The 20872-nt window shown below is 55.7% G+C and carries 14 protein-coding genes; 11 read left to right on the top strand and 3 right to left on the bottom strand.

Annotation, left to right across the window (positions count from 1 at the left end; genetic code table 11):
* Positions 1-15: 15 nt before the first annotated feature.
* A complete protein-coding gene (locus ACODSU_RS07830) occupies positions 16-1968 on the top strand; it encodes an aconitase family protein (protein WP_488841385.1) in 1953 nt (650 codons plus the stop codon).
* Between the two features lie 390 nt (positions 1969-2358).
* Here the strand turns inward: ACODSU_RS07830 and ACODSU_RS07825 are convergent, their stop codons facing one another.
* Positions 2359-3744: a hypothetical protein gene (locus tag ACODSU_RS07825; RefSeq protein WP_488841383.1), complete on the bottom strand. Its 1386-nt coding sequence runs from the start codon at positions 3742-3744 to the stop codon at positions 2359-2361.
* A gap of 293 nt (positions 3745-4037) precedes the next feature.
* Positions 4038-4343 carry a helix-turn-helix transcriptional regulator gene (locus ACODSU_RS07820; protein WP_409832787.1) on the bottom strand — a complete coding sequence of 102 codons (306 nt, stop codon included), beginning with the start codon at positions 4341-4343 and terminating at the stop codon, positions 4038-4040.
* A 378-nt stretch (positions 4344-4721) separates the two neighbouring features.
* On the opposite strand from ACODSU_RS07820, the gene ACODSU_RS07815 reads away from it, so the two are divergent.
* From ACODSU_RS07815 to ACODSU_RS07780, 8 genes are all read left to right on the top strand, one after another.
* A complete protein-coding gene (locus ACODSU_RS07815; RefSeq protein ID WP_488841381.1) occupies positions 4722-5627 on the top strand; it encodes a hypothetical protein in 906 nt (301 codons plus the stop codon).
* A 518-nt stretch (positions 5628-6145) separates the two neighbouring features.
* The gene (locus ACODSU_RS07810; RefSeq protein WP_488841379.1) at positions 6146-6472 is read left to right on the top strand and encodes a type I restriction endonuclease subunit M; all 327 of its coding nucleotides are present in this window, start codon (positions 6146-6148) and stop codon (positions 6470-6472) included.
* 45 nt (positions 6473-6517) lie between these two features.
* A complete protein-coding gene (locus tag ACODSU_RS07805) occupies positions 6518-7087 on the top strand; it encodes a hypothetical protein (RefSeq protein ID WP_488841377.1) in 570 nt (189 codons plus the stop codon).
* A gap of 162 nt (positions 7088-7249) precedes the next feature.
* Complete coding sequence (locus ACODSU_RS07800; protein ID WP_488841375.1) at positions 7250-8539, top strand: hypothetical protein; 1290 nt, start codon at positions 7250-7252, stop codon at positions 8537-8539.
* Between the two features lie 118 nt (positions 8540-8657).
* A complete protein-coding gene (locus tag ACODSU_RS07795; protein WP_488841373.1) occupies positions 8658-9131 on the top strand; it encodes a hypothetical protein in 474 nt (157 codons plus the stop codon).
* On the top strand, positions 9121-10962 hold the full coding sequence (locus tag ACODSU_RS07790; protein ID WP_488841371.1) for a tyrosine-type recombinase/integrase: 1842 nt from the start codon (positions 9121-9123) through the stop codon (positions 10960-10962). The genes ACODSU_RS07795 and ACODSU_RS07790 overlap by 11 nt, the downstream gene beginning before the upstream one ends.
* Entirely contained in the window at positions 10955-11356 is a 402-nt protein-coding gene (locus ACODSU_RS07785) for a TetR family transcriptional regulator (RefSeq protein ID WP_488841369.1), read from the top strand. The genes ACODSU_RS07790 and ACODSU_RS07785 overlap by 8 nt, the downstream gene beginning before the upstream one ends.
* Before the next feature lie 21 nt (positions 11357-11377).
* A complete protein-coding gene (locus ACODSU_RS07780; protein WP_488841368.1) occupies positions 11378-12676 on the top strand; it encodes a Y-family DNA polymerase in 1299 nt (432 codons plus the stop codon).
* A gap of 374 nt (positions 12677-13050) precedes the next feature.
* On the opposite strand, the gene ACODSU_RS07775 is transcribed toward ACODSU_RS07780, so the two are convergent.
* Positions 13051-14013: a hypothetical protein gene (locus tag ACODSU_RS07775; RefSeq protein ID WP_488841366.1), complete on the bottom strand. Its 963-nt coding sequence runs from the start codon at positions 14011-14013 to the stop codon at positions 13051-13053.
* A gap of 388 nt (positions 14014-14401) precedes the next feature.
* On the opposite strand from ACODSU_RS07775, the gene ACODSU_RS07770 reads away from it, so the two are divergent.
* Both ACODSU_RS07770 and ACODSU_RS07765 read left to right on the top strand, forming a co-directional pair.
* Positions 14402-17290, top strand: a complete 2889-nt coding sequence (locus ACODSU_RS07770; protein ID WP_488841364.1) for a TrlF family AAA-like ATPase — start codon at positions 14402-14404, stop codon at positions 17288-17290.
* Entirely contained in the window at positions 17287-20604 is a 3318-nt protein-coding gene (locus ACODSU_RS07765) for a type ISP restriction/modification enzyme (protein WP_488841362.1), read from the top strand. The genes ACODSU_RS07770 and ACODSU_RS07765 overlap by 4 nt, the downstream gene beginning before the upstream one ends.
* Positions 20605-20872 lie beyond the last annotated feature (268 nt).

Here is a 20872-nt window from a genome sequence, read left to right as displayed (position 1 = left end):
GACCAGAGGACTGCCATGACAACTGTTGATTTCACCGGCCGCATCCTGTTTCTGACCGAGGATCCTGACCAGATCGAGAGGCAACTCAATGGCGAGGACCTGACACTGGCGGAAGCTGGCAAGCTGCGCGACGACATCTCGACGGACGAAATCACCCCGGGCTGGGCGTGTTTCTTTGTCGACGAGACGCTCGGGCGCTATCCGTATGTTGGCCTGACCTGCGGAGGCCGCCGGCCTGTCGCAACCGACGCCATCCGGCTCGGCGGATTCTCTGTGACGGTGGCCGGCGCGCGCTACGGCAAGGGTTCATCCCGAGAAGCCAGCCCTTACGCCGAGCGTGTAGCGGGTATCCGCTTGGTCATCGCAAAGAAGTTCGAGCGGATCTACCGACAGAACTGCCACAACCTCGGGATCTTCACCTCGAACGACTTCGGACTCATCGATCGCATTCGGGCGGGTGAATCGATTCCGTTGGCGGAACTCGTCCACGGCCTCGACCCGGTAACGTCCGACATCGTTACTCGGGGCGGGCTGTTCAACTACACAAAGGCTCGTTTGTCAGGTGAGATTGACCTGGCTCCCGTTGTTGCGCATGAACGGCCGATGAGCTATGTGCACAAGATCATCGGCCGAACTGCCAAGCAACCGGTTGCGGGTGTGTTTGCAGAAGACGACGTTAAATTTGTCCGCACCGACTGGCGCTATTCGCACGATTACGTCACCGGTATGTGCGCTGCATTCATGAAGAGTGCGATGGGAAAGGGCGTCCATCTCCATGACGTCGAACGCATCAAGTGTTTCGCTGATCACCTGGTCTACGTGCCGCAGACGATGTCCGCAGAAAAGCGCGCGATGGGCCTGCTGGACTCGGCCATGGCAATGGGTGTCATGCAGGAACAGTTCTGCGAACGCTATGGGGTGCAGTTGCACCATCGCCTGCCAGGCAAGACGGGTGCAGAGGGAATCTGCCACTCCATCATGGTGGAACGCTACGTGCTGCCCGGTCAGGTGGTCGTGGGCACCGATTCCCATACGCCGCACTGTGGTGGAGTGGGTGCATTTGCCTTCGGCATCGGTGCTTCCGAGATGGCGAATGCCTGGATCACGGGCGATGTGCGCGTGGCGCCAGTCAAAGTCTGCCGGGTTCGCCTCAACGGCCGGTTGCGCCCCGGCGTAGACGCCAAGGACGTGGTGCTGCATCTGCTCCGACTGGAACCTGTACGAAGCGGAGAGTTGGTCGGGCAGATCTTCGAGTACACCGGCGAGGCGGTGGCGCACATGACCACGGATGCGCGGGCGACGCTCACCAACATGGTGGCCGAGATCGGGGGGTTCACTGGCATCGTTGCACCCGACAGCGAGACGGTGAGGTTCCTACGCGAGCGGCGGGGCGTCGAGTTCCAGTTGGAGGACTGGATGCACAGCGACGAGGGATGCCGGTACGACTACGACATTGAAGTCGATTGCTCTAAGCTCGAGCCAATGGTCGCCCGACCAGGCGACCCCGGCAGGGGCGTCTCTGTTGCCGACCTGTCGGAGCGAGTGGCGATCGATATTGCCTATGGCGGTTCCTGCACCGGCGGCAAGTACGAGGACATCGAGGGTTACCACGAAGTCCTGAAATGGGCCCTCGATCGAGGGTTGCAATTGGCGCCCGGCGTTCAGTTTTTCCTTCAGTTCGGCAGCCAAGATGTGCGGGAGCGCAGTGATCGCGCAGGCATGACCAAGGTCTTCCAGCAGATGGGTGTCCAGCTCGTCGAACCTGGGTGCGGCGCTTGTATCAACGCTGGACCGGGCGTGTCGCATCGGGCGGAGCAAGTCACGATCAGTGCCATCAATCGCAACTTCCCGGGTCGGTCAGGTCCCGGCTCGTTGTGGTTGGGCAGTCCGTCCACGGTTGCGGCAAGTGCCGTGTCCGGCCACATCGTTTCGTTTTCGAGTCTCAGAGAAAAGATGCTCACTCGCTGAAGTTCGTGCCACGCGGCCTGCACGGTTTGAGGTTGAGAGTGGCCACGGTCTACTAAGGCGGGTTGCTGGGTGTGGGCTACGGCGCGCATTCGCGCGTGACCCATACTCCGTCGTTATCTAGGCGAATAACTGGTAGAGCAGTGCCGTATTTTTGCAGTGCTCGGAGCATCAGTTCAGAGGGGAGTGGCTGCTGGGGGTCGAACACAGACCACCGCATGACCTAAGACGACCGGCCGCTTTCAGCCTGGAGCAGTCGATGGCTCAACCGCCGGGCCGAGAACCCGTCATAAACCATTGAGGGCCAGACACAACCCACCTATAGCGCTGGCTGATTTGGCTCCGAGCGATACTGTTGCCCCTTTGGAGAACCAAAGGGGCAACACTCACCACTTACCCCATCAAGTTAGACACATCGCTAGTCGTCCCGTCCGAGGGAAAGTGCACCAGGACCCCCGCCTTGCGGAACCCCTCCAAAACCGCCCACAGCGTGGAGACCGGGATCGAGGCCGTTGTTCCATTGCCAGCAGCACTGCTATTGGCTTTGCTCTTGCCTTTACTCGTGGCCTTGCCCTTGCCACGCGCCTTCGCATCCCACTTGATCTGCGCCGCAGCAAGTGCCGCATCAACACGCTCGCGCAGCACACGGTTCTTGCCCTTGACCGTCGCGGGCATATGGCTGTGCTCCAACAACTCCTTCGGTGGCTTCACCAACCGATCCAGCGACAGCAACTCACTCAGCCCAGGGATCGCGATACGGCACTGGGTCTTCCAGGGAATATCAATATCGATGCGCAGGCGCTCCTGGATACGTTGCTTGATCGGCGACTTCTTCCACTCGCCTGACTTGAACTCCGGGAACCGATTCATGGGCTTGCCCTTGAGGTGCCAATCGAGTACCAGCTTGTCACATACCGACAGCCGATCAATATGGCGCTGCTGTGGCTTGTTGACCCGGTAGTCCGCATCCACCTTCAGCAAAGTACGAAGCCAATCGAACTGCTGCTGATACACCGCCTTGCCCTTGGCCCCGCGCCAAGCGCTTGGCTTGCTCAGCCCGTTCTCCACAAGGTATTTGGTGCTGAGCTTGATTTCCACCCGCAGCACGCGCTTGCCAATGGCGTAAATATCACTCGCCACCTCTGGCGCATCAAAGCTAGAAAACTTGTTTTTCTGGTTCCTATCCTTCACGTAGAACAATACCGAGCGCCCCTCGACCTTATTGATATACCAGGACTGGGTATCCCCAGATGCAGAAACCCCCACCTTGTTGGAAATTTTCTGATTCGTGTTGCGGGGCGACTTCAGCACAATCCCTGCGTAGCGCTTGAGCTTGGATTGAAAGCCCACGGCCTGCTTGTCCGATTCAAACTCCAAGCAGTAAGTCAGTGTGATTTCCTGAAACTCGCAATGCTTCAAGCTAATGGTCTTCACATACGCCGGGTCGACGCCCCCCGATTCCGCAAGATGGATCTGCAGCAGGTATTTATGGGTGAGCGCAGCCTGGTAGACAGAATTGCTCATCAATACGTTGTTGCCGATCAAGGTTGCAGGGGGATTTACTGATAGATTGTATGCGCAGATTTGATAATCACCATTCAACTTCGCAATGATCTTATTATTAGCCTTTGTTAGACCCTTAATGTGATCACTCATAGTATTGAGGTGACAGACCTCTTTATTGTGAAAGATGATTCCATACTTTGCGGGAAAGTTGATGGCCCCATGCTTTTTGCGGGGTGCTGGCATATAGAAGATGGACGTTTGAGAATCAGACATAAAAGCTTTCAATTGTGATTTTGGTGCTTGCAACGATGCCCTTATGGGCGATATTGCATATCACGCAAGCACGCTACAGGTTGGTTAAATGGTTGGTCCGCTAGTTGATCTGCTTTAGTAGTCGATGTGTGGTTGGTGGTGGTGAGCTAGTCATAGTCAATCAATTACTAGTAACCAGCACATTCGCTTCTGACGACATCGCCGCCAAAACCCTAAAAACCACTGAAAAACAGCTCTACGGCAGCATCAAATCGGGTTTTCTTGGTTTTCCGAGCGTTTGATAAATCCGCAATTTATGCCGAAGCAGAATGCGTCCAAAGCGAACCCGAATTCAATACTTCGCGCAGATCCTTAACTTGCCAAACGGCAATATGGCTACCCAGCTTTTTTGGAGCGGGCAATGCGCCGGATTTGCACAAACGCCAAACGGTCGAGCGGGATACCCCCAGCAGCATCAGCACTACGGGGAGGCGTACGAAGGCCTGATCGGGAAGGCCGTTGAAATTGCGCAGGGGATCGGGAAGGGTGGGGGCCGACGCAGTGCGCTTGCGTGGCAACTTCACTTGGTTAGCCGTGACGGCTTGCAGCTTCTCATTCATGGATGAACTCCAGGTATGTGCTACGGACCAGTGCGACATGCACTGCATCCAGCCATCAGGGTTCACAGTTTTTTTCCGAATGTTGTTCAACTCCTCGCTAAGCCGCGCCAGTGCTAGCTTTGCGGTCCATGCGGTATGCGCTGAGTTGTCTCTCAACTGACGGTGCGCAATGCAGCACTTTCAATCGAGAGGAAAGTGGAAGAGGTGGAGATGCGCTCTTAAAATTCGGAGAGGAAAGTGGAAAATGGAAGTGGATGAGCGAAAGCTCGCCAGGAGGTGAGAGGGTTGTTCGTACCGTGCTGTAGTACAAACGGTGGGAGGAAAGTGGTACCACTGCACCGCCAGAAATAGCGAGTCGTGGAAAGAGGGTCACTTGACTTGGGAGTCGTTTCTCTGAATGGAGCCAAGCCTGAGGCGACTAGTGAAAAGATGGATGAAAATTCATTTTCTAATAAAGAAACAAAACAACCAACCAGGGCGAATATGAAAATATTGAAAGCATCGTCAAATGTGAAAAGCTATTGGTCGTGTGAGTTTTTCATAAAGCTAGTCTCAAAGTATGAAACACCCATTTTTGGTTCTATTGACTCCGAGGTTGGTCCCAAAATAAAAAAAGAGCCCAATAGTTTGAATGAGGTATTGGAGTTGCATGGGGTGACATCTAACCTCAGGGCAATCCAATCAAAAGAAGATTTTGAAGTAAGAAGAAGGGTCGAGGAAATATTGGCCAATGAAGCTCCTTCAATCAAACAGCAGACAAGTCTCCATAAAATATTTTGGTACAGAATCTGGCTTTTTCTCGTTCTGCAAGGCGTGCTGAAAAAAGACAGCTTTATCGAACATTACGCTTCATGGAGAGAAAATAAAGGGGCTAGATATTTCGAGGTCTTATGCTCTTTTGAAAATAAAGCAACCTATCAAAAGTCAATTCCTATTGATATTTTCTTGCTGAGCGGTATTCCATCAAAAGAAGAAATTGAAGCCCAAATTGAATTGGCTGAGCCATTAATTTCCAGGCCACTCATAAAAAATAAAAACAAGAGGAGTATTGAAAAGATAGTTGGCAGGAAAAATTTGGAGGATATTAAGACATCTATAGACAAGGCCGTTGCTTCAGGGAAAATTGCAGGCCTTGTAAAGGCTGCGGAAAGAAATTCCCGTCACAAGTACAGAGGAAACAGAAATGAGCTTTACCGGGATATTGTGAAAAATATTGGATTGCAGACGAAAGAAAGTATGTTCGTGAGAGCAGTTTCAGAATTCGTGGAGACGAAGGCAAAATAATTTAATACTCTGCAATGGAGGGCTGGGTGGTTTGCCAAAATTCAAATCTATCAATATGTGAGTCACCTGCATTTTGCATCGAGCGATTTATTTTGTTGGCTTGAAATTTGATTTCATTCAAAAACACATGAACGCATTGGAATTCCAGTGTGTCGATATTGCTGAAAAATCAACAATGCCGACGTTGTGTTATAATTCGATATAAACTTATGTTGGTTTTGGTAATTGGCTTTTTTAGCCGCTTGCTGAAAATCAATATCAGCTTTCCCCCCGCCTGTATTCTCAGGTCGCATTCTCCCCATCCCCCAGCTTGATTTCCCTCGCGCAGTAACCCCACGGTAGCGTGCGCGCCGCTGTCGCCATGACAGCACGCGTGGCAGCGCCGTGACCGTGTCATCGCGGTGGTGATGGGTTGTGTGGTGGCAGATCGCCAGGGTGTGCTGGCGGTGGTGCCGAGCGCATAGCTGCGCTTCGTTCTTTTCCTCTTTCCCTTCTCCCTTTCTTTCAGGAGCTTTCCTATGACCTCTTCGCCTGGTCAGGCCGCCGCATGCGCGCGTTACGAACAACAACGCACTCCCTTGTTCTCCTTGGGCACTGTGCTGATCACCCCCGGTGCACTCGACATGCTCGAAGCGCTGCAGTTGGCACCGCTGCCGTTCGTGCTGCGCCACGTCGCGGGGGATTGGGGTGACTTGTGCCAGGAAGACAAGCAAGCGAACGCTGCGGCGCTCACTTACGGCAGCCGTTTGCTGTCGGTCTATGACATCCCCCCGAACCACCGGCTGTGGATCATCACCGAGGCCGACCGGCGCTCGACCACCTTGCTGCTGCCGGAGGAATACTGAGCAATGCTGCATTCCTACCATTGCCACCCCCGAATCAGTGCTGGCATGCATGGCCCCATGGTGGGCAACCAGCGGCTGCATGTGCGCCAGGGGGAAGTGGATGCCACTTGCGGCTACCACTGCGTTTTGATGGCATTGATGGTGCTGGGCCAAGTGCGGCGCAATGCGCTGATTTGGGACACCCGCGATGTGCGCCTGCAAGCGCTGCGCAAAGTGGCGCAGCGGTACTACTTTGATGGCTGCGAGGTCCAAGAGCTGCAGCAGCAACTGGCCCCCTATGCCGAGCAAGTGCACTGCAAGGAATTGCGCTCACGCGTGGCGGAACGCACCTTGGATGCGCTGGCCGATGGAAAGCTGTGCTTGGTGTGCTTTTCTACTGAGCGCTACATGCATTGGGTGCTGGCTGTGGGCATGCGCTTTGAGGCAGAGGAACCCGCTGACTTGCTGGTGCTGGACCCGGCCATGGCCCCGATACCGCTAGTGCCCTGGAATGCCATGCTGACCCGTTGGGCGAGCAAGCAGCCACGGCGTGTGGTGGCCACGCTCAGTGAACGCGTGAACATCGACGCGGTGTTGGTGCTGTCGCCTGTGGTGCAGGCGCAAGAGGGCGAGTAAGCAGTTCGGCTTGTTTTCCTCGGTTTCTCTTTCTTTTCTTCTTCCTGAACTTCCGCTTTCCGTAGCGCTGGGCAGACCTCCCAGTGCCGCTGCCGTATGGCCGCATGAGCACATGGCTGGCGGGAGTTCGTTTTGAGCTGTTTTGTTTGGAGGTGCTTTGTGATGACCGACGATTCCTTGATGCCCCCACCGCTGGAGCGGTTGCTCACGGCGCTGTTGGAGTTGCCGCCTCTGTTGCCCCTGCCTGGTTTGGCCTCCCCACACGAAGCCGTTGATGGTGCGGCGCAGCTGGTGTTGGAGGTGGTTGACACGGCGCTGCACACCCCGCCTGCGCAACCCCAGCGCATGGCTGCCGTGCGGTATTTCTGCAAACACGCCCGTCACCGCCTGGGCTTGGCGTCCTGGCGGGATCTTCAGGGCTTGCTGGAGCAGTACCCGCAAAGCGACGAAGGCGATGCCGAAGTGGCGCGCTTGCTGTGGGGTGTAGAGGCCCAGGAGCATTTACGGGCGCTACGCTTGCTGGTGTGGTTCATGGCGGCGTATGACGTTACCGAGCTCGGGCAGTGGCATGCGTGGATGGGTACGAGTGGGTTTGAAGAAGCCTTGCGGGAATCGCTCGATACGTTGGGCGCGGTGGCGGTGGTGCTGTTGTGGCAAGCCAAGTCAGGGCGCACCGACCATGCCTGGGTGCTACGGTTTGCCCGCAGGGCGCTGGGGCATTCGGTCAGCGAGGGGCCTGCCATGCTGGCGTTTCGGGATGCGGCAGAGGCGATGGGTGTGCCGCAACGGGTGCTGGCCCGGCAGGTAGCCCATTGGGAGCGGGCGGCGATGGGTGTTGATGATGTGCCAGGCCTGCGGGTGCTGTGGTGGCAGTGTGTGGCCGAAGCGTTGCAGGTGCATGTAGCCCAAGAAAGCGGCACGGCAGCCAGCAGTGACGAATGGCGCATCGATTTGTCGCCAGTGCCTGCGTTGCGCTATTCAGAGGCGGGCGTGGTGCTGGAACCTCAGGCGAGGGAACTACAAGCCAACACCCCTGTGGTCACAGCGCTGCGACTGCGCCAACGGAGCTGGGCACAAGGCTTGGGGTTGTGGCTAGAAATTCAGGGGGAGGGGCGGCTGTCGGCAATGCACCAAGCGGCCATTGCCGAGCGGTTTGAGGCGGCAGGGCACCGGGCGCCGCAGTTGCGGTATGCCAGTGCAAATGGCGGTCACCAAGCCACATGGTTGGCGACATGGCACTGGGATGAAACGGTGTGGGTGCCTCGGGATATGCCGGTGGCTGACTTGAAGCGCTGGGCGCTAGAGACGGCGCTCAAGGCGACCGAGCACTGGCTGCTGATGTGCGGCATGGTGGCGCTGGCGGAAAAGCCGCAGGGGGCTGCACTGGCGCTTGGTACCGGGCTGGTGGGGGTGGATGTCAAAAGGGAAGCCACCAATGAAAAAAAGTTCTAGGGCCGGGGGGCGCTAGAACTTCTTCAGGCTGGTGGGAGTGCCACTTTCTGAGCCAAAACTGGCTGAAAGCAATCGTATAACCAGCCGTATAACAGTTTGATGACTTGGCTAAAAGTCTTTGAAAATCAACGACTTAGAGCTGTATCTGGCGGAGAGTGCGAAATTCATTGGCGAAGTGCTCCCAGCCAAACTCAGGGGCCAAGAGCTTGTGTCGACTCCCACTGGTAGTTGCAAGGACAGCCTGCAAGGCGCGCTCGCTCCGAAAGACGGCGCTACCCATTGCGCGGAGTTCACGCATTGCTTAGGCTGTCCAAGCTATGTCATTGTGGGGACGGTCAAAGACCTGCACCGGCTCTTCAGCTTCCAGCGATTCCTAATGTCGGAGTTGGACTACTACGCCGGAGGAGAGTGGCAGGAGTGGCAAGGCCACCATCGGAATCTGATTGCGCAAATCGACCGAATTGCAGTGGATAGTTTCTTCCCGGAAACAGTGGAGCAAGCAAAGGCACTGGCAGAAACAAGCCCGCACCCCTTCTGGGCAATACGCATGCGCCAGTCTCAACTCAGTAGAGAGGCCCGCTATGGCCGTTAACGCATTTGCATCGCAGCCCTCCAAGGATTACGACATATTGGCCGCCCAGCCCGTTTCATGCACAGGGCTATCGGGGTCCGCCAAATCTAACATTGTGATCAGTGCGGTGGTTGGCATGAATGGGATTAGCCACGTTCTCTCCAGATTCGGAGATCCCATTTGGGACTTCAGACCCTACTTTGAGCAATCCAACATAGCGGACGGTCAGAAATACATTCCTTGGCCAAACGACTGTGCCCAGGACTTGGTCGACGACTGCAAGGCGGTCTTGTATGCATGGTTTAAGCGCGGGCTACCGGGCTCAACCCCCCCCATAGCAATGGGTATTTGCCAAACTGCTATTGCATCAGCGATTCCAATGATTCGCTGGCTGAGTGCGCAAAATATCAAGAGATTCGATCAGGTGAAGCCCATTCACGTCTCGAACTATATTCATCGCACCAAATCCCGACTTACTCGCAACGCGCGCAGTGTTTACGACAGCTTACGCATCCTGGACCTTTTATGGGTTTTCCGCAGCGATACGTCGTCACCGCTCGCCGAATCTCCATGGGGCGAGCGCTCGCTGTCGCAGGTTAGCGGCGGCAAACATTTGGGACAAACTGAAGTCGGGAAGACGCCCATCATCCCACCAGATGTTCAGGCAAAGTTATTCAATTATTGTGAAGATATTCTCCAAGCAGCGCCGGGGATTCTGAATGAACGCGATGCGAAGGGGTTGGGGTTTAGAAATCCTTCACTCATCCGCATTCGGGATGCTGCGCTTTACGTCTTATCGATCACTACCGGCATGCGCAATGAGGAGGCGATTGGGGTCGAGGCTGGGTCCTGGCGTAGTGAAGTGAGAGATGGCGTTGAATTTCACTGGGTCGCCACCACCGAGCACAAGACAGGAAAAGGTAAGGTTGAGTTCCTGATACCCGAGCTCACAGTCCAGGTTCTGGATCTGATGAGCCACTACGTGAAGCCGCTTCAAGAGAAGCTTGCTCTTGAAATCGCGGAACTGGAGTGCAGCGCCACGCTTCACAACTCGACGAGTCAGATGTTGCGGTTGGCAAAGGCGAAGAGAGACGTCAGAAAACTGTTCCTTTGCACCAGCCTATCAGGGGGCAGTAAATCGGCGGGCTATCACGTTGACGCACTATCCGGTGGAGGATCCAAGGTTTCATTTCGACGTTTGGCAAAGGCTGCCGGAACGGACTGGGAATTGACACCACACCAGTGCCGCAGAACTTATGCGCGCAATATCGTGGAGTCACGGATGGGGCGTGCCTCGCTCGTATTCCTCAAATGGCAGTTCAAGCATTCCAGCATGAGCATGACCCAGTTATATGCGTCCAATCCTATGCAGGATGCATCGCTCTTCGATGATGTGCTGGAAGAGATGAATGAGTTCAAGGTGGACTTGATTGAGTCCTGGCTCAGTGATCAGCGTTTGAGCGGCGGCGCTGGACGCGAAATAAAAAAGGCGCGTGCTATTACCCTCCAAAGTCGGACTGCGTTGTTGGCGGAAACGGCGGCCCAGGTTCACGTACGAGCCACGGGACACGGCTGGTGCCTTGCCCAGGAAAAGGGGTGTGGTGGCGCGGGTCTGTATGAAGCTACCCGGTGCGTTGGTTGCAAGAGCGGCGTCATTGATGAGTCGTTTACCGACATCTGGAAGGGCATCTATGAGCAACAAATCGAATTGTTGGCCATTAATGATGCGGGCCCGGCGGTCAAGCAGCGTGCTGAGCGTGACGTTCAGTGGGCGCATCAAGTCATGGTGGACCTTGGTGTGTTACCGACAACGCTAGACGGGCCAGTTTCTAGAGGAGTTGGAAATGAATGATCCAAGGGTGCGCAGCCGAACAAGAACAGTTGATGAGATTCAGCGGGCTATTGACGAAGTGCAGGCAAGCCAAGGCAAAGTGTCCATCTCTGCGGTTGCCAAGTTGGCTGGAGTCACCCCAGCGCTAATCCACAACACCTACCCGGACCTCGCCGAAAAGATTAGAGGGCTGATGGGCAAGGCAACGCGGTCGCAGCGCGATGCCAAGCATGACGCGCTGGTCCGTGAGCGAGAAATCAACCGTGCACTCAGGCAGGAACTCGCTGAGGCGCGCGCTGACCTGGCAAAGCTTGCATCTGTCAACCACGTACTTCTGAACGAAGTTGCTCTACTCAAGGGTATGGCCACTGGAAAAGTGGTTTCGATTCTTCAACCAAAATGCTCAGGCGCGTAGTCCTGTTCAAAGGGGCGGTTTGTGTTCGCTTTGGTTGATGGCAATAACTTCTACGTGAGCTGTGAGCGAGTGTTTCGACCCAGTTTGAATGGTCGTCCAGTGATTGTGCTGGCCTCCAATGACGGCTGCGCCATTGCCCGCAGCAATGAGGCCAAGGCCCTGGGCATCAAGATGGGTGCGCCGTGGTTCCAGATACGGCACATGGAAGAGACCCACGGCCTGGTGGCCTTGAGCGCCAACTTCACGCTGTACGGCGACATGAGCAACCGGATGATGAGCCTGGCGGCGGGTCTGGGCCCTTCGCAGGAGATCTACAGCATCGATGAGTCGTTCATCGGGCTGCAAGGCATGCGGGGCGACTTGACCAAGCGGAGTCATGCCATACGCGCCCGAATCCACCAGTGGGTGGGCATCCCCTGCGGCATCGGCATTGGGCACACCAAGACGCTGGCGAAGCTGGCCAACCACATTGCCAAGACCGCCGAGCGCAAGCCGGGGAGCTACCCGGCCGAGCTGGCCCAGGTGTGCAACCTGACCGCCCTGCCTGCCCAGGACCTGGACGATGTATTGGCCAGCACGCTGGTGGAAGAAGTCTGGGGTGTGGGCCGCAAGATCGGCGCGCAGCTGCATCAGTGCGGGGTGCATACGGTCCTGGACCTGGCCCGACTGGACCCGGCCATGGTGCGCAGGCGCTGGAGCGTCGTGCTGGAGCGCACGGTGCGTGAGCTGCAGGGCATGCAGTGCATCGAGCTGGATGACGCGCCCGAGCCCAAGAGAGAGATTGCATGCACCCGGTCATTCGGCCAGGCCGTGACCGAGCTACCACCGTTGGTGGAAGCCGTGAGCGAGTTCGCCAGCCGCGCGGCGGAGAAGCTACGCAAGCAAGGCAGCCTGGCCGGCCAGCTGCTGGTGTTCTGCCACACCTCTCCGTTCCGGCCCGGCCCTCGCTTCAATAAGTCGGTGGTGGTGCCCCTGCGCCGGCCTACGGCCGACACCGGCAAGCTGGTGTGGGCGGCGGCAGCCGGTATGCGCCGCATGTACGAGCCTGGGTACAAGATGGTCAAGGCCGGGGTGATGCTGCTGGACCTGATGCCGGGCAGCGTGCTGCAGGGTGAGCTGGATCTGGAGGATGAAGACCACCGGGACCGCACCCAGCTGATGGTGGCACTGGATGCGCTCAACCAGCGCTATGGCAAGGGCACTGTGCATTCGGGTGCCACGGGGGGCACCAACAAGGGCAAGGACTGGGGGATGAAGCAGGAGAGGCGAACGCCGCAGTACACGACGCGGTGGGAGGATGTGCCTATCGCTCGAGCCTGAGCAGGACGTACTCAGGTGACCGCATCCTAACCTGACTCGGCCCCTCGACTCAAAACACACGAACTGTCTGTATGCTGGCGCGTGCGAGCTGCGGACAGCATGAATATCCTGCCCTCAGATCGGCAAATGGGTGTGAGCCACATGTGTTTCGCAACAATGTGCTGAAGCGACTACCGAACCCAGCACCCTTAGGCAAAAAATACCGACTACCTTATCTCTGGATCGACCGTGAGCTGAACGATCGATCACGCCGCTGGCGTAGAGGTGGCACGGTCGGATGCACATGGCGCTGGCCCCCTCTTTGGGTCTCCCACACTGCGATCGCAAGCAGTCTTCAAACTGACTTCCCAGGTCGCATACTCGAAGTTCCTCGTCTAAAACTTGATCAGCTTATGCTGCTTTAGATAGCTATCGGTCGCGGCGTAGGTAGCAGGGAGCGGAACGTTGGCTTTGCTCAGGATGGACCGGATGTGATCGTTCCGCTTGGCCGGAGTTGCGCCAGGGAGACGGCCGGTGGCTTTGCTCGCGGCAGTCAGCTTGCCCAGCACATATGCTTCGCACGCTGGCGAATGGCACAAAAGCGCGTCGAACGCGTTCGCGAGGCGACTGACTACTGCCAACCCGAGAAGAGCGTTCTTCATGCCCATCGTAGCGGCCTGGCCTTCAACAGGAGGCTGCGAAAGCGCTAAATCACGACTCAAGCCACACGTCGTCAATCTCGTGGCCTTGGCCTTGTCGTACGCCTTCACTGAGGCCTCAGTGTGAAGACCAGCGGCATGCACCCTGGCGTTCCTGCATTCTTTAAAAAACCGGTACCACTTCAACAGTGGCTCGATCTTCAGGATTTCTCGGTTATGGCGAGCGAGCAATCCGGGCTGAAATTCGTTGGCGATCAGAGCCGAAGGGCGCGCATCAATGGCGCTTTTCCAAGCCTTCCATGTCTTGATGGCCAGCCAACTCCGCGGCTTCGAAGCCGGGAACTGCAACAACTCCGCGGCTCCGACTAAATTGGGATCGATTAGGTCGCACACACTTTTCGCCCAATCTTCGTAGAGTACAGACATCTGAATCAGGATGTTCTGTTCGAACTCTTCCTCGTGTGCCGACCAAGGGCGACGGATGGCTATCTCATTGAGATCGACACCGCCGACACCGGGGGCACTAGGCATCAGGTATTTCTCAGCCTTCTTCCAGTCGGTCACGCCAAGCGTATCGTCCAGCCGCTTCGCCTCGGACACGAGATGCCACAGCCCGCTGTAACACGCCCACAAGAAACTGTTGGCATTGCCAATCTGCACCTCGAAAGCCTGTGTCTGGGGAAAAAAGTTCGTCTGCATCGTTGAGTGGGCTTGTTTTTCTGGCGTGCCGCGAAGTGCGGACCTATGGCTGTCGGAAGTGTATGCGCAAGGCCGTGTGCCGTACGTTACCGTCACTGAAAATCGGTTGCTGGTGGCCAGGAGATTTTCATCAGCCCCATGAAGTCCCTGTTGGGCCTAGAGAACATTGCTGCCTAAGTGCGTGTACTTTGACGATTGACACTTTTGTGGTTCAACCGCTATCGCCGGCTTGAACCCACAAAATACATCGCGCCTGCGGAAGCTGAGGCAAACTACTGCTGGCAAATCGTCCCTCAAGCCACTGTGGCAGAGAGCCGACTTAAGCCAAACAGCCTCCGCAAAGACCGAGGCGAGTCAGTAGTGTCAGTAAACGACTGGGAGGAGAAACATGGCAGAAACACGTTGGTGGAAGTGCGATCTTCAGGTTGCGACTCCAGCTTGGAACTTTACATTTCCGCAGAACTCAGCGTTCCGTGTTGATGATGCTGACTTAGCACTGCGTTCCTCGGAGCGGGCACGGTTTCTAGACGGTTACATGGCGGCTCTGCGCGCAGAGGGTGTAGAAGTTATTGCGCTGGCAGACCACAATACATCCACGTGGATTGATGAAGTCAAGGCGGCAGGAATGCGCCATGGTGTTGTCGTGTTTCCTGGGTGTGAGGTCACTTCTTCCACTGGTGCTGATGGCGCACACCTGATTGTCATTGGGGAGCGCACCGCCACTGGTCAGGACTTTGACCGCCTGATACATGGCCCGATTGGATACGACCACAACCACCCGCCCTTTCGCATGCAAGGCGGAAACCAAGTACCCGGTTCCTCCAAGCTCACGACCTCTCAAATCCTTGAAGCGCTTCCCGCCGAATATCTGGCTATTGCACCGCACGCGTTCTCCGAAAACGGCATAGTTTCGAAAGACACAGTCAGGGGAGACATTCGATTCAAAGCGCTTCATCATGAACGGCTAGCAGCCATCGACGCAGGCGATTGCTCGAACCCTGAAGGTGGAAGCTGGAAGGCACGCTTCCAGCGCCGAGAACTCACGGACTTTCCTCGGCTGAAGAGCTTGGCGTTCGTCTCGACTTCTGACGCCTACAGCTTCGAGCAACTCGGCAAGCGCTTTACGTGGATACGCATGTCAGAGCCAACAATAGAAGCTCTTCGCCAAGCGTTCTTAGACCATGAATCGCGCATCTTGTGTGACTGGTCGCCCAAGCTCGCGAGCTTTAAAGACCGCAATCCGAACAACGTGCGGCATGCTTGGATTTCGTCGCTCACATTAGGTGGGAATCTTGGCAACTCTGCCGAGGCGCTGTCTCTTGACTTTCACCCTGGATTGAACGTCATTGTAGGTGGCCGAGGAAGCGGTAAATCGTCAGTCGTTGCGGCACTCCGGCAGCTCTACTCGACCACAAGTGGTCTACCCGTTCGCCTCAAGGAAGACGCAGAGGAATTTGCTCAGACTGTGTTTCAAGCGGCCACGCTAGAAGCGACTCACCATCTTCAAGAATCACAGTCACAGCAAAATGCTCGCTGGACACTCTCAACGGGAAGCCAAACGACTTTTGATGGCCAAGTGGTACCCACCTCGTTCACTGCAACGGTGATAAGCCAAAAGGAACTCTTCGAACGCGCAGCAGGGGACAAGAGCGACCCTGAGCTCACCTCAAGAAGCCTTCTTTCACTTGTCGATAGCGGATTGGGACAGCCCTACAGCTGGAATCAGGCATGGAACGTACCAACGCCCGGCATCACTTCAGTCAGCCAGACTTTTGAAGAGTTGCTTGAAGACGCGCGCGCCCATTGGACAAACCAGCGCAGAGCATTACACCGGCTGACTACTGAGTTGCAACAGCTGCCAGCGCTACTTGCTAATGTGGCCGTACTTGAGGAGCAAGTCGCAGCATTCTCTGCCCCAGAGGTGAAAGCCCGGCTTGCCAACATTGAACTTCGTCAGACAGAGGAAAGCAGTCTTCGTCAACAAGTCGGAGCGTTAGAAGACGCGCTTGACCAGATCAATACATTGCATCAGGTCCTTTCGAACAGAAGCATCTCTGCCGTTCCTGGGACAGCTCTTTCGCCTGAGTTCGCGCCAGTTGCCAACCGCTTCAATACGATTAATGCGAAGCTTTCGACAGCATTATCGGAAATCTCCATCAGCACTCGGGCAGAACTTGACGATTTCGAGAGCAACGTGTCCCAAGGCCCGTGGCAGGCTCTTGTCAAAGCGGCTGAGCTTGACCTTGAATCCTACAAGCATGAGCTGGAGACGAAGGGGCTTTCTCCGAGTGAATTCAGCAGACTTCAAGACGAGTTAACGCGAACTCGGGAGACCGTTGTAACGCTGCAAGCTAGCGGAGAAAAGTTGGTCGAAGAGAGCGAGAAATGCGCTCGGGCATGGGAACAACTCCAAGAGCTCTATGGCCTTCGAAGGCACGTGCGCAATTCGCTTTTGGATAGCGTGGCCAGCAGAAGCGGCCGACTTAAGTTCAGTCATGCGTACACCCAGGACATAGCTCCTTGGATTGCCTTCGTACGTATGACCGCAGGAATCCGGGAAAACGGATACGTGACTGAAGTTCAGGAGCTTGCACAGTGGCTCTGGAAAGGCCCTGAAGCCGAACTACCTGACCGCCTCGCGAACTGGCAAACGTTTCTAGTTACCAAAGAAGTCAGGCCGTTTGCGGAGGCTACAGGTTTTAAGTCGCCCTTCCTGGCGCGCCTCGCCGCCATAGATGAGAGCGCCAGATATCGAATCGCGGCCCAACTACCCGAGGACGTTACAAGCATGGCTTTCTTGAAGGAAGATGGGCGGCCGGACCGACCGGAGGATTGGCAACCAGTTGTCCAGGGCTCGCCAGGGCAACGCACAGCTGCCATGCTTGCCTTCGTGCTTCATCATGGAAAAGAGCCTCTTGTGCTGGATCAACCGGAAGACGATCTTGATTCTGAATGGATATTTAAGCTGGTGGTCAAGGAGCTTCGCCAAAGTCGGTGGCACAGACAGCTGATAGTCGTCTCGCACAATGCCAACATTCCGGTTCTCGGTGACGCAGAGCAGGTAATTGCTCTAGAGAATCGCAGCGGTAAGCTAGCGATTCGCTGCACGACCGAGGTGCTCGCGGATGGTTCACTAACTGTGATTCCGCACGTAGGCCCCGTGGAGTCTCCACATGTTCGAAAAGACATTCAAGCAATCATGGAAGGTGGTGTGGCAGCCTTTGTACTTCGCGAACAGAAATACAACAACGAAACGCGAGCTCACAAGGCAGCTTGAATGAAATCCAACGAAGTCGAAAAGTTCGCCAACAAGGTCAACCAACTCAAGGCTCTTTTGCGGCAGTAAATATGAACTTCGAAAATTATCTCTCCGCTATTGAAAAAGCGTTGAAGCTTGGCAACGCGACTGAGCATACCCACCGACCTGCACTGAAGACACTTGTAGAGTCCTTTGGCAAGGTCGTCGCAACCAACGAACCCAAGCGTATCGACTGTGGCGCGCCAGATTACATTGTCGCGAAGGCCAACTCAGCATCGACACCCATTGGCTACGTGGAGGCGAAAGACGTCGGTAAAGACCTTTCGGTGGTTGAAGCCAGTAGCCAGCTCAAACGGTACCGCGCAAGCCTGAGAAATCTCGTGCTCACGGACTACTTGGCGTTTCGTTTGTATCGAGACGGTGAGCTAGTCGCAACCGCAACCATAGGCAAGTGGAATGGCGCGACTCTCGCGCGAAGTCCAGAAGGCATCGAATCAGCCAAGGAACTCCTGCAGACTTTCGTGGCCTCTGGACTGCCAGTTGCCTCAAGCCCCCGCGACCTCGCTACGCGAATGGCCCAAATGGCGCGACTTATCCGCGAACTGATATCCAAAGCCTTTGAGCTGGAGAACGGTGAAGGTGAATTCCACGCCCAGTTCGAAGGCTTTAAGCGCGTGCTCTTTGGTGACGACCTTGAGCCTGAACAGTTCGCGGATATGTACGCGCAGACAATCTGCTACGGGCTCTTTGCGGCTCGCTTTAACCACCAAGAGGGCACCCCGTTCACGAGACAAGGCGCCGCTTACGACCTACCCAGGACAAACCCGTTCCTCAAACAGCTTTTCTCAAATATTGCTGGAGCAGAGCTAGACGAGCGCATTGCCTGGGCGGTGGACGACTTGGCAGACTTGCTTGACCATGCGGACCTATCGAAAGTGCTCAAGCACTTTGGTAAGGCATCAAAGCGTCGGGACCCAGTGGTTCACTTCTATGAGACCTTCTTGGCGGAGTATGACCCAGCGCTTCGTGAACAGCGAGGCGTGTATTACACCCCAGAGCCAGTGGTCGGCTACATAGTGCGGTCAGTGGATCACATCCTGCGGGACGCTTTTGGATTGGCCGAGGGTCTGGCAGACCACAGCAAAGTGGAGGTTGAGAAACCAACAGGGAAGATGAACAAGAAGGGAACGCCACTCAAGGAGAAGGTACTCACGCACCGCGTTCAAATTCTCGACCCAGCGGCCGGTACGGGAACATTTCTCTTCAACGTGGTGGACCAGATTCATCAAGTGTTCGAGGGCAATGAAGGAATGTGGCCAAGCTACGTGGCTGAGCACCTTCTTCCAAGAATCTACGGGTTTGAGTTGCTGATGGCCCCATACGCGGTTGCTCACATGAAGCTTGGCATTCAGCTTCGAGAAACTGGATACGATTTTGCGAGTAATGAACGCCTTCGGGTCTTTCTTACAAACACGCTTGAGAAGGCACACGAGCTAGCGGGCCTCCCTCTCTTCACTCAATGGTTGTCGGCCGAGGCGTCGCAAGCAAGTGATGTGAAGCAGTCCACACCAATCATGGTGGTAGTGGGCAACCCACCCTATTCCGGGCATAGCGTTAATAAAGGCGCTTGGATTCGCGAGCTCATGGGTGAATATAAGAAAAGTCCAACACTCTTAAAGCCGGGTCAAGCAAAGTGGCTCTCCGATGACTACGCCAAGTTCATTCGCTTCTCACAGTGGCGCATTGACCAAACCGGCCACGGTGTACTGGCCTTTGTTACAAACAACCGCTATCTCCAGAACGCGACGTTCATGGACATGCGAGCGAGCCTTCAAAAAAGCTTCGATGACATTTTTATTCTTGACCTCAAGGGAAGCACTAAGGGGCAAGATGCAGCTGAAGACGGCTCGAAGGACGAGAACGTTTTCGACATTCAACAAGGCGTTGCCATTGCTCTGATGATCAAGCGCCCTGTGCGCGCTGAGCAGCAAACGGTTCGCCACTTCAGCATCTCCGGCTCTCGGCAAAGTAAGTACGACTGGCTCGATGCACACGACGTTGCCAATACTCCATGGACGGTGCTCGCCCCAATTCCGCCGCAACGACTCTTCGTTCCATACGACGACACGAACGTACAGGAGTTTCATAGCTACAAGTCCTTGCCGGAAATCTTCAACCAGCACTCCAAAGACCCAGCGCCTGGAATCGTCACAACGCAAGATCAGTTTGCAATCTCGTGGTCAGCCCAAGAGGCGAAAGACAAGGTGAAAGCCTTTGTCGCTACCGAGTCTGAAGCTAAGGCCCGAGAACTCTGGCGACTTTGCAAGACCGACCAATGGAGCTATGCCGACGCAAAAATGGAGCTTGGCAAGGATAAGTCCTGGGAGAAGGAGGTGCGACCCATTCTCTATCGCCCATTTGACACACGGTGGACCGTCTACAACCCCCACGTTGCCGTTCACCGCCGCGAGCGGGCCTCACGACACATGCTCTCCGGCGACAACATCGCCTTGGGCTCCACACGAGCAATTGATATTGCCGTGGGCTGGGAACACGCATTCGTGGTTGACAAGCTTTTCACGCACCACACCGTATCTCTCAAGGAGGTCAACTATTTCTACCCGCTGTACGTCTATCCTAAGGACGACGAACAGGCATATCTGGACAAAGACAACAAGCCCGCTCGAATCGCCAATTTCGACCCAGGCTTTGTAGCAGAGCTCTCGCCTAAGTTAGGTCTTGAATGGGTGCCAGACGGCGCAGGCGACCTTGTTACCACCTTTGGCCCAGAGGATGTCTTCAATTACATATACGCAGTCCTTTTTTCTCCCACCTATCGAGACCGCTATGCAGACCCGCTTAAGCGTGAGCACCCTCGCCTACCTTTCACGGGAAGTACTCCGGTCTTCAAGAGCCTCAGCGAACTGGGCAAAGAGCTCATAGCGCTTCACAGGCTGAAGGTGATGGCGCCACCTGGCGAGTTCGCGTTCCCTGGCGCCGGATCGAACATCGTTAAAGAGGTGAGCTTCCAACTTCTCGACGAGGCAAAAGGACCAGAAGTAGCGCCAGCTACAGATGACGACCTATCGGTAGACAGGATAGGTCGCGTCTATATAAACGAGGCACAGTACTTTGAGGGCGTTCCTGAGAGCGTGTGGAAATATCGTGTCGGCGGCTACACAGTCGCTAAGAAGTGGCTCGCTGACCGGGTAGACAGAACCTTGTCATTCGAAGAATTAGGCACCTATAAACATATTCTTTTAGCTCTCAAGCGGACCATGGAGCTAGAAGTCCTCATCGACGAAGCCATTCCTAGCTGGCCCTTGCTGTAGTCTTCAACACCTGTTTGGCTATCCCTGTCCATAGACGCCGCGAGCATGCTCGGAAGGTGGATGCTCATCTCAGGTCCTGGGCTACTCCAAGTCCACTGAACATGATCATGTACCCGATGGTGTCCAGGCACAGCTTCTGGGCGCTATTAAGGGCCTACATGGCTGGTGGGCAAGACACATCCGCGTGGGTACTAGTGAACGGCAAGTTTTCTCCCAAGAAGGGTGACTCCAGCCCCTGAGCGTTCAGATCACTGGCCAGCCCGAAGCC

Source organism: Acidovorax sp. FG48, assembly GCF_057809085.1.
The sequence above is the reverse complement of the archived record's forward strand: the minus strand, read 5'-3'. Positions and strand labels throughout refer to the sequence as shown.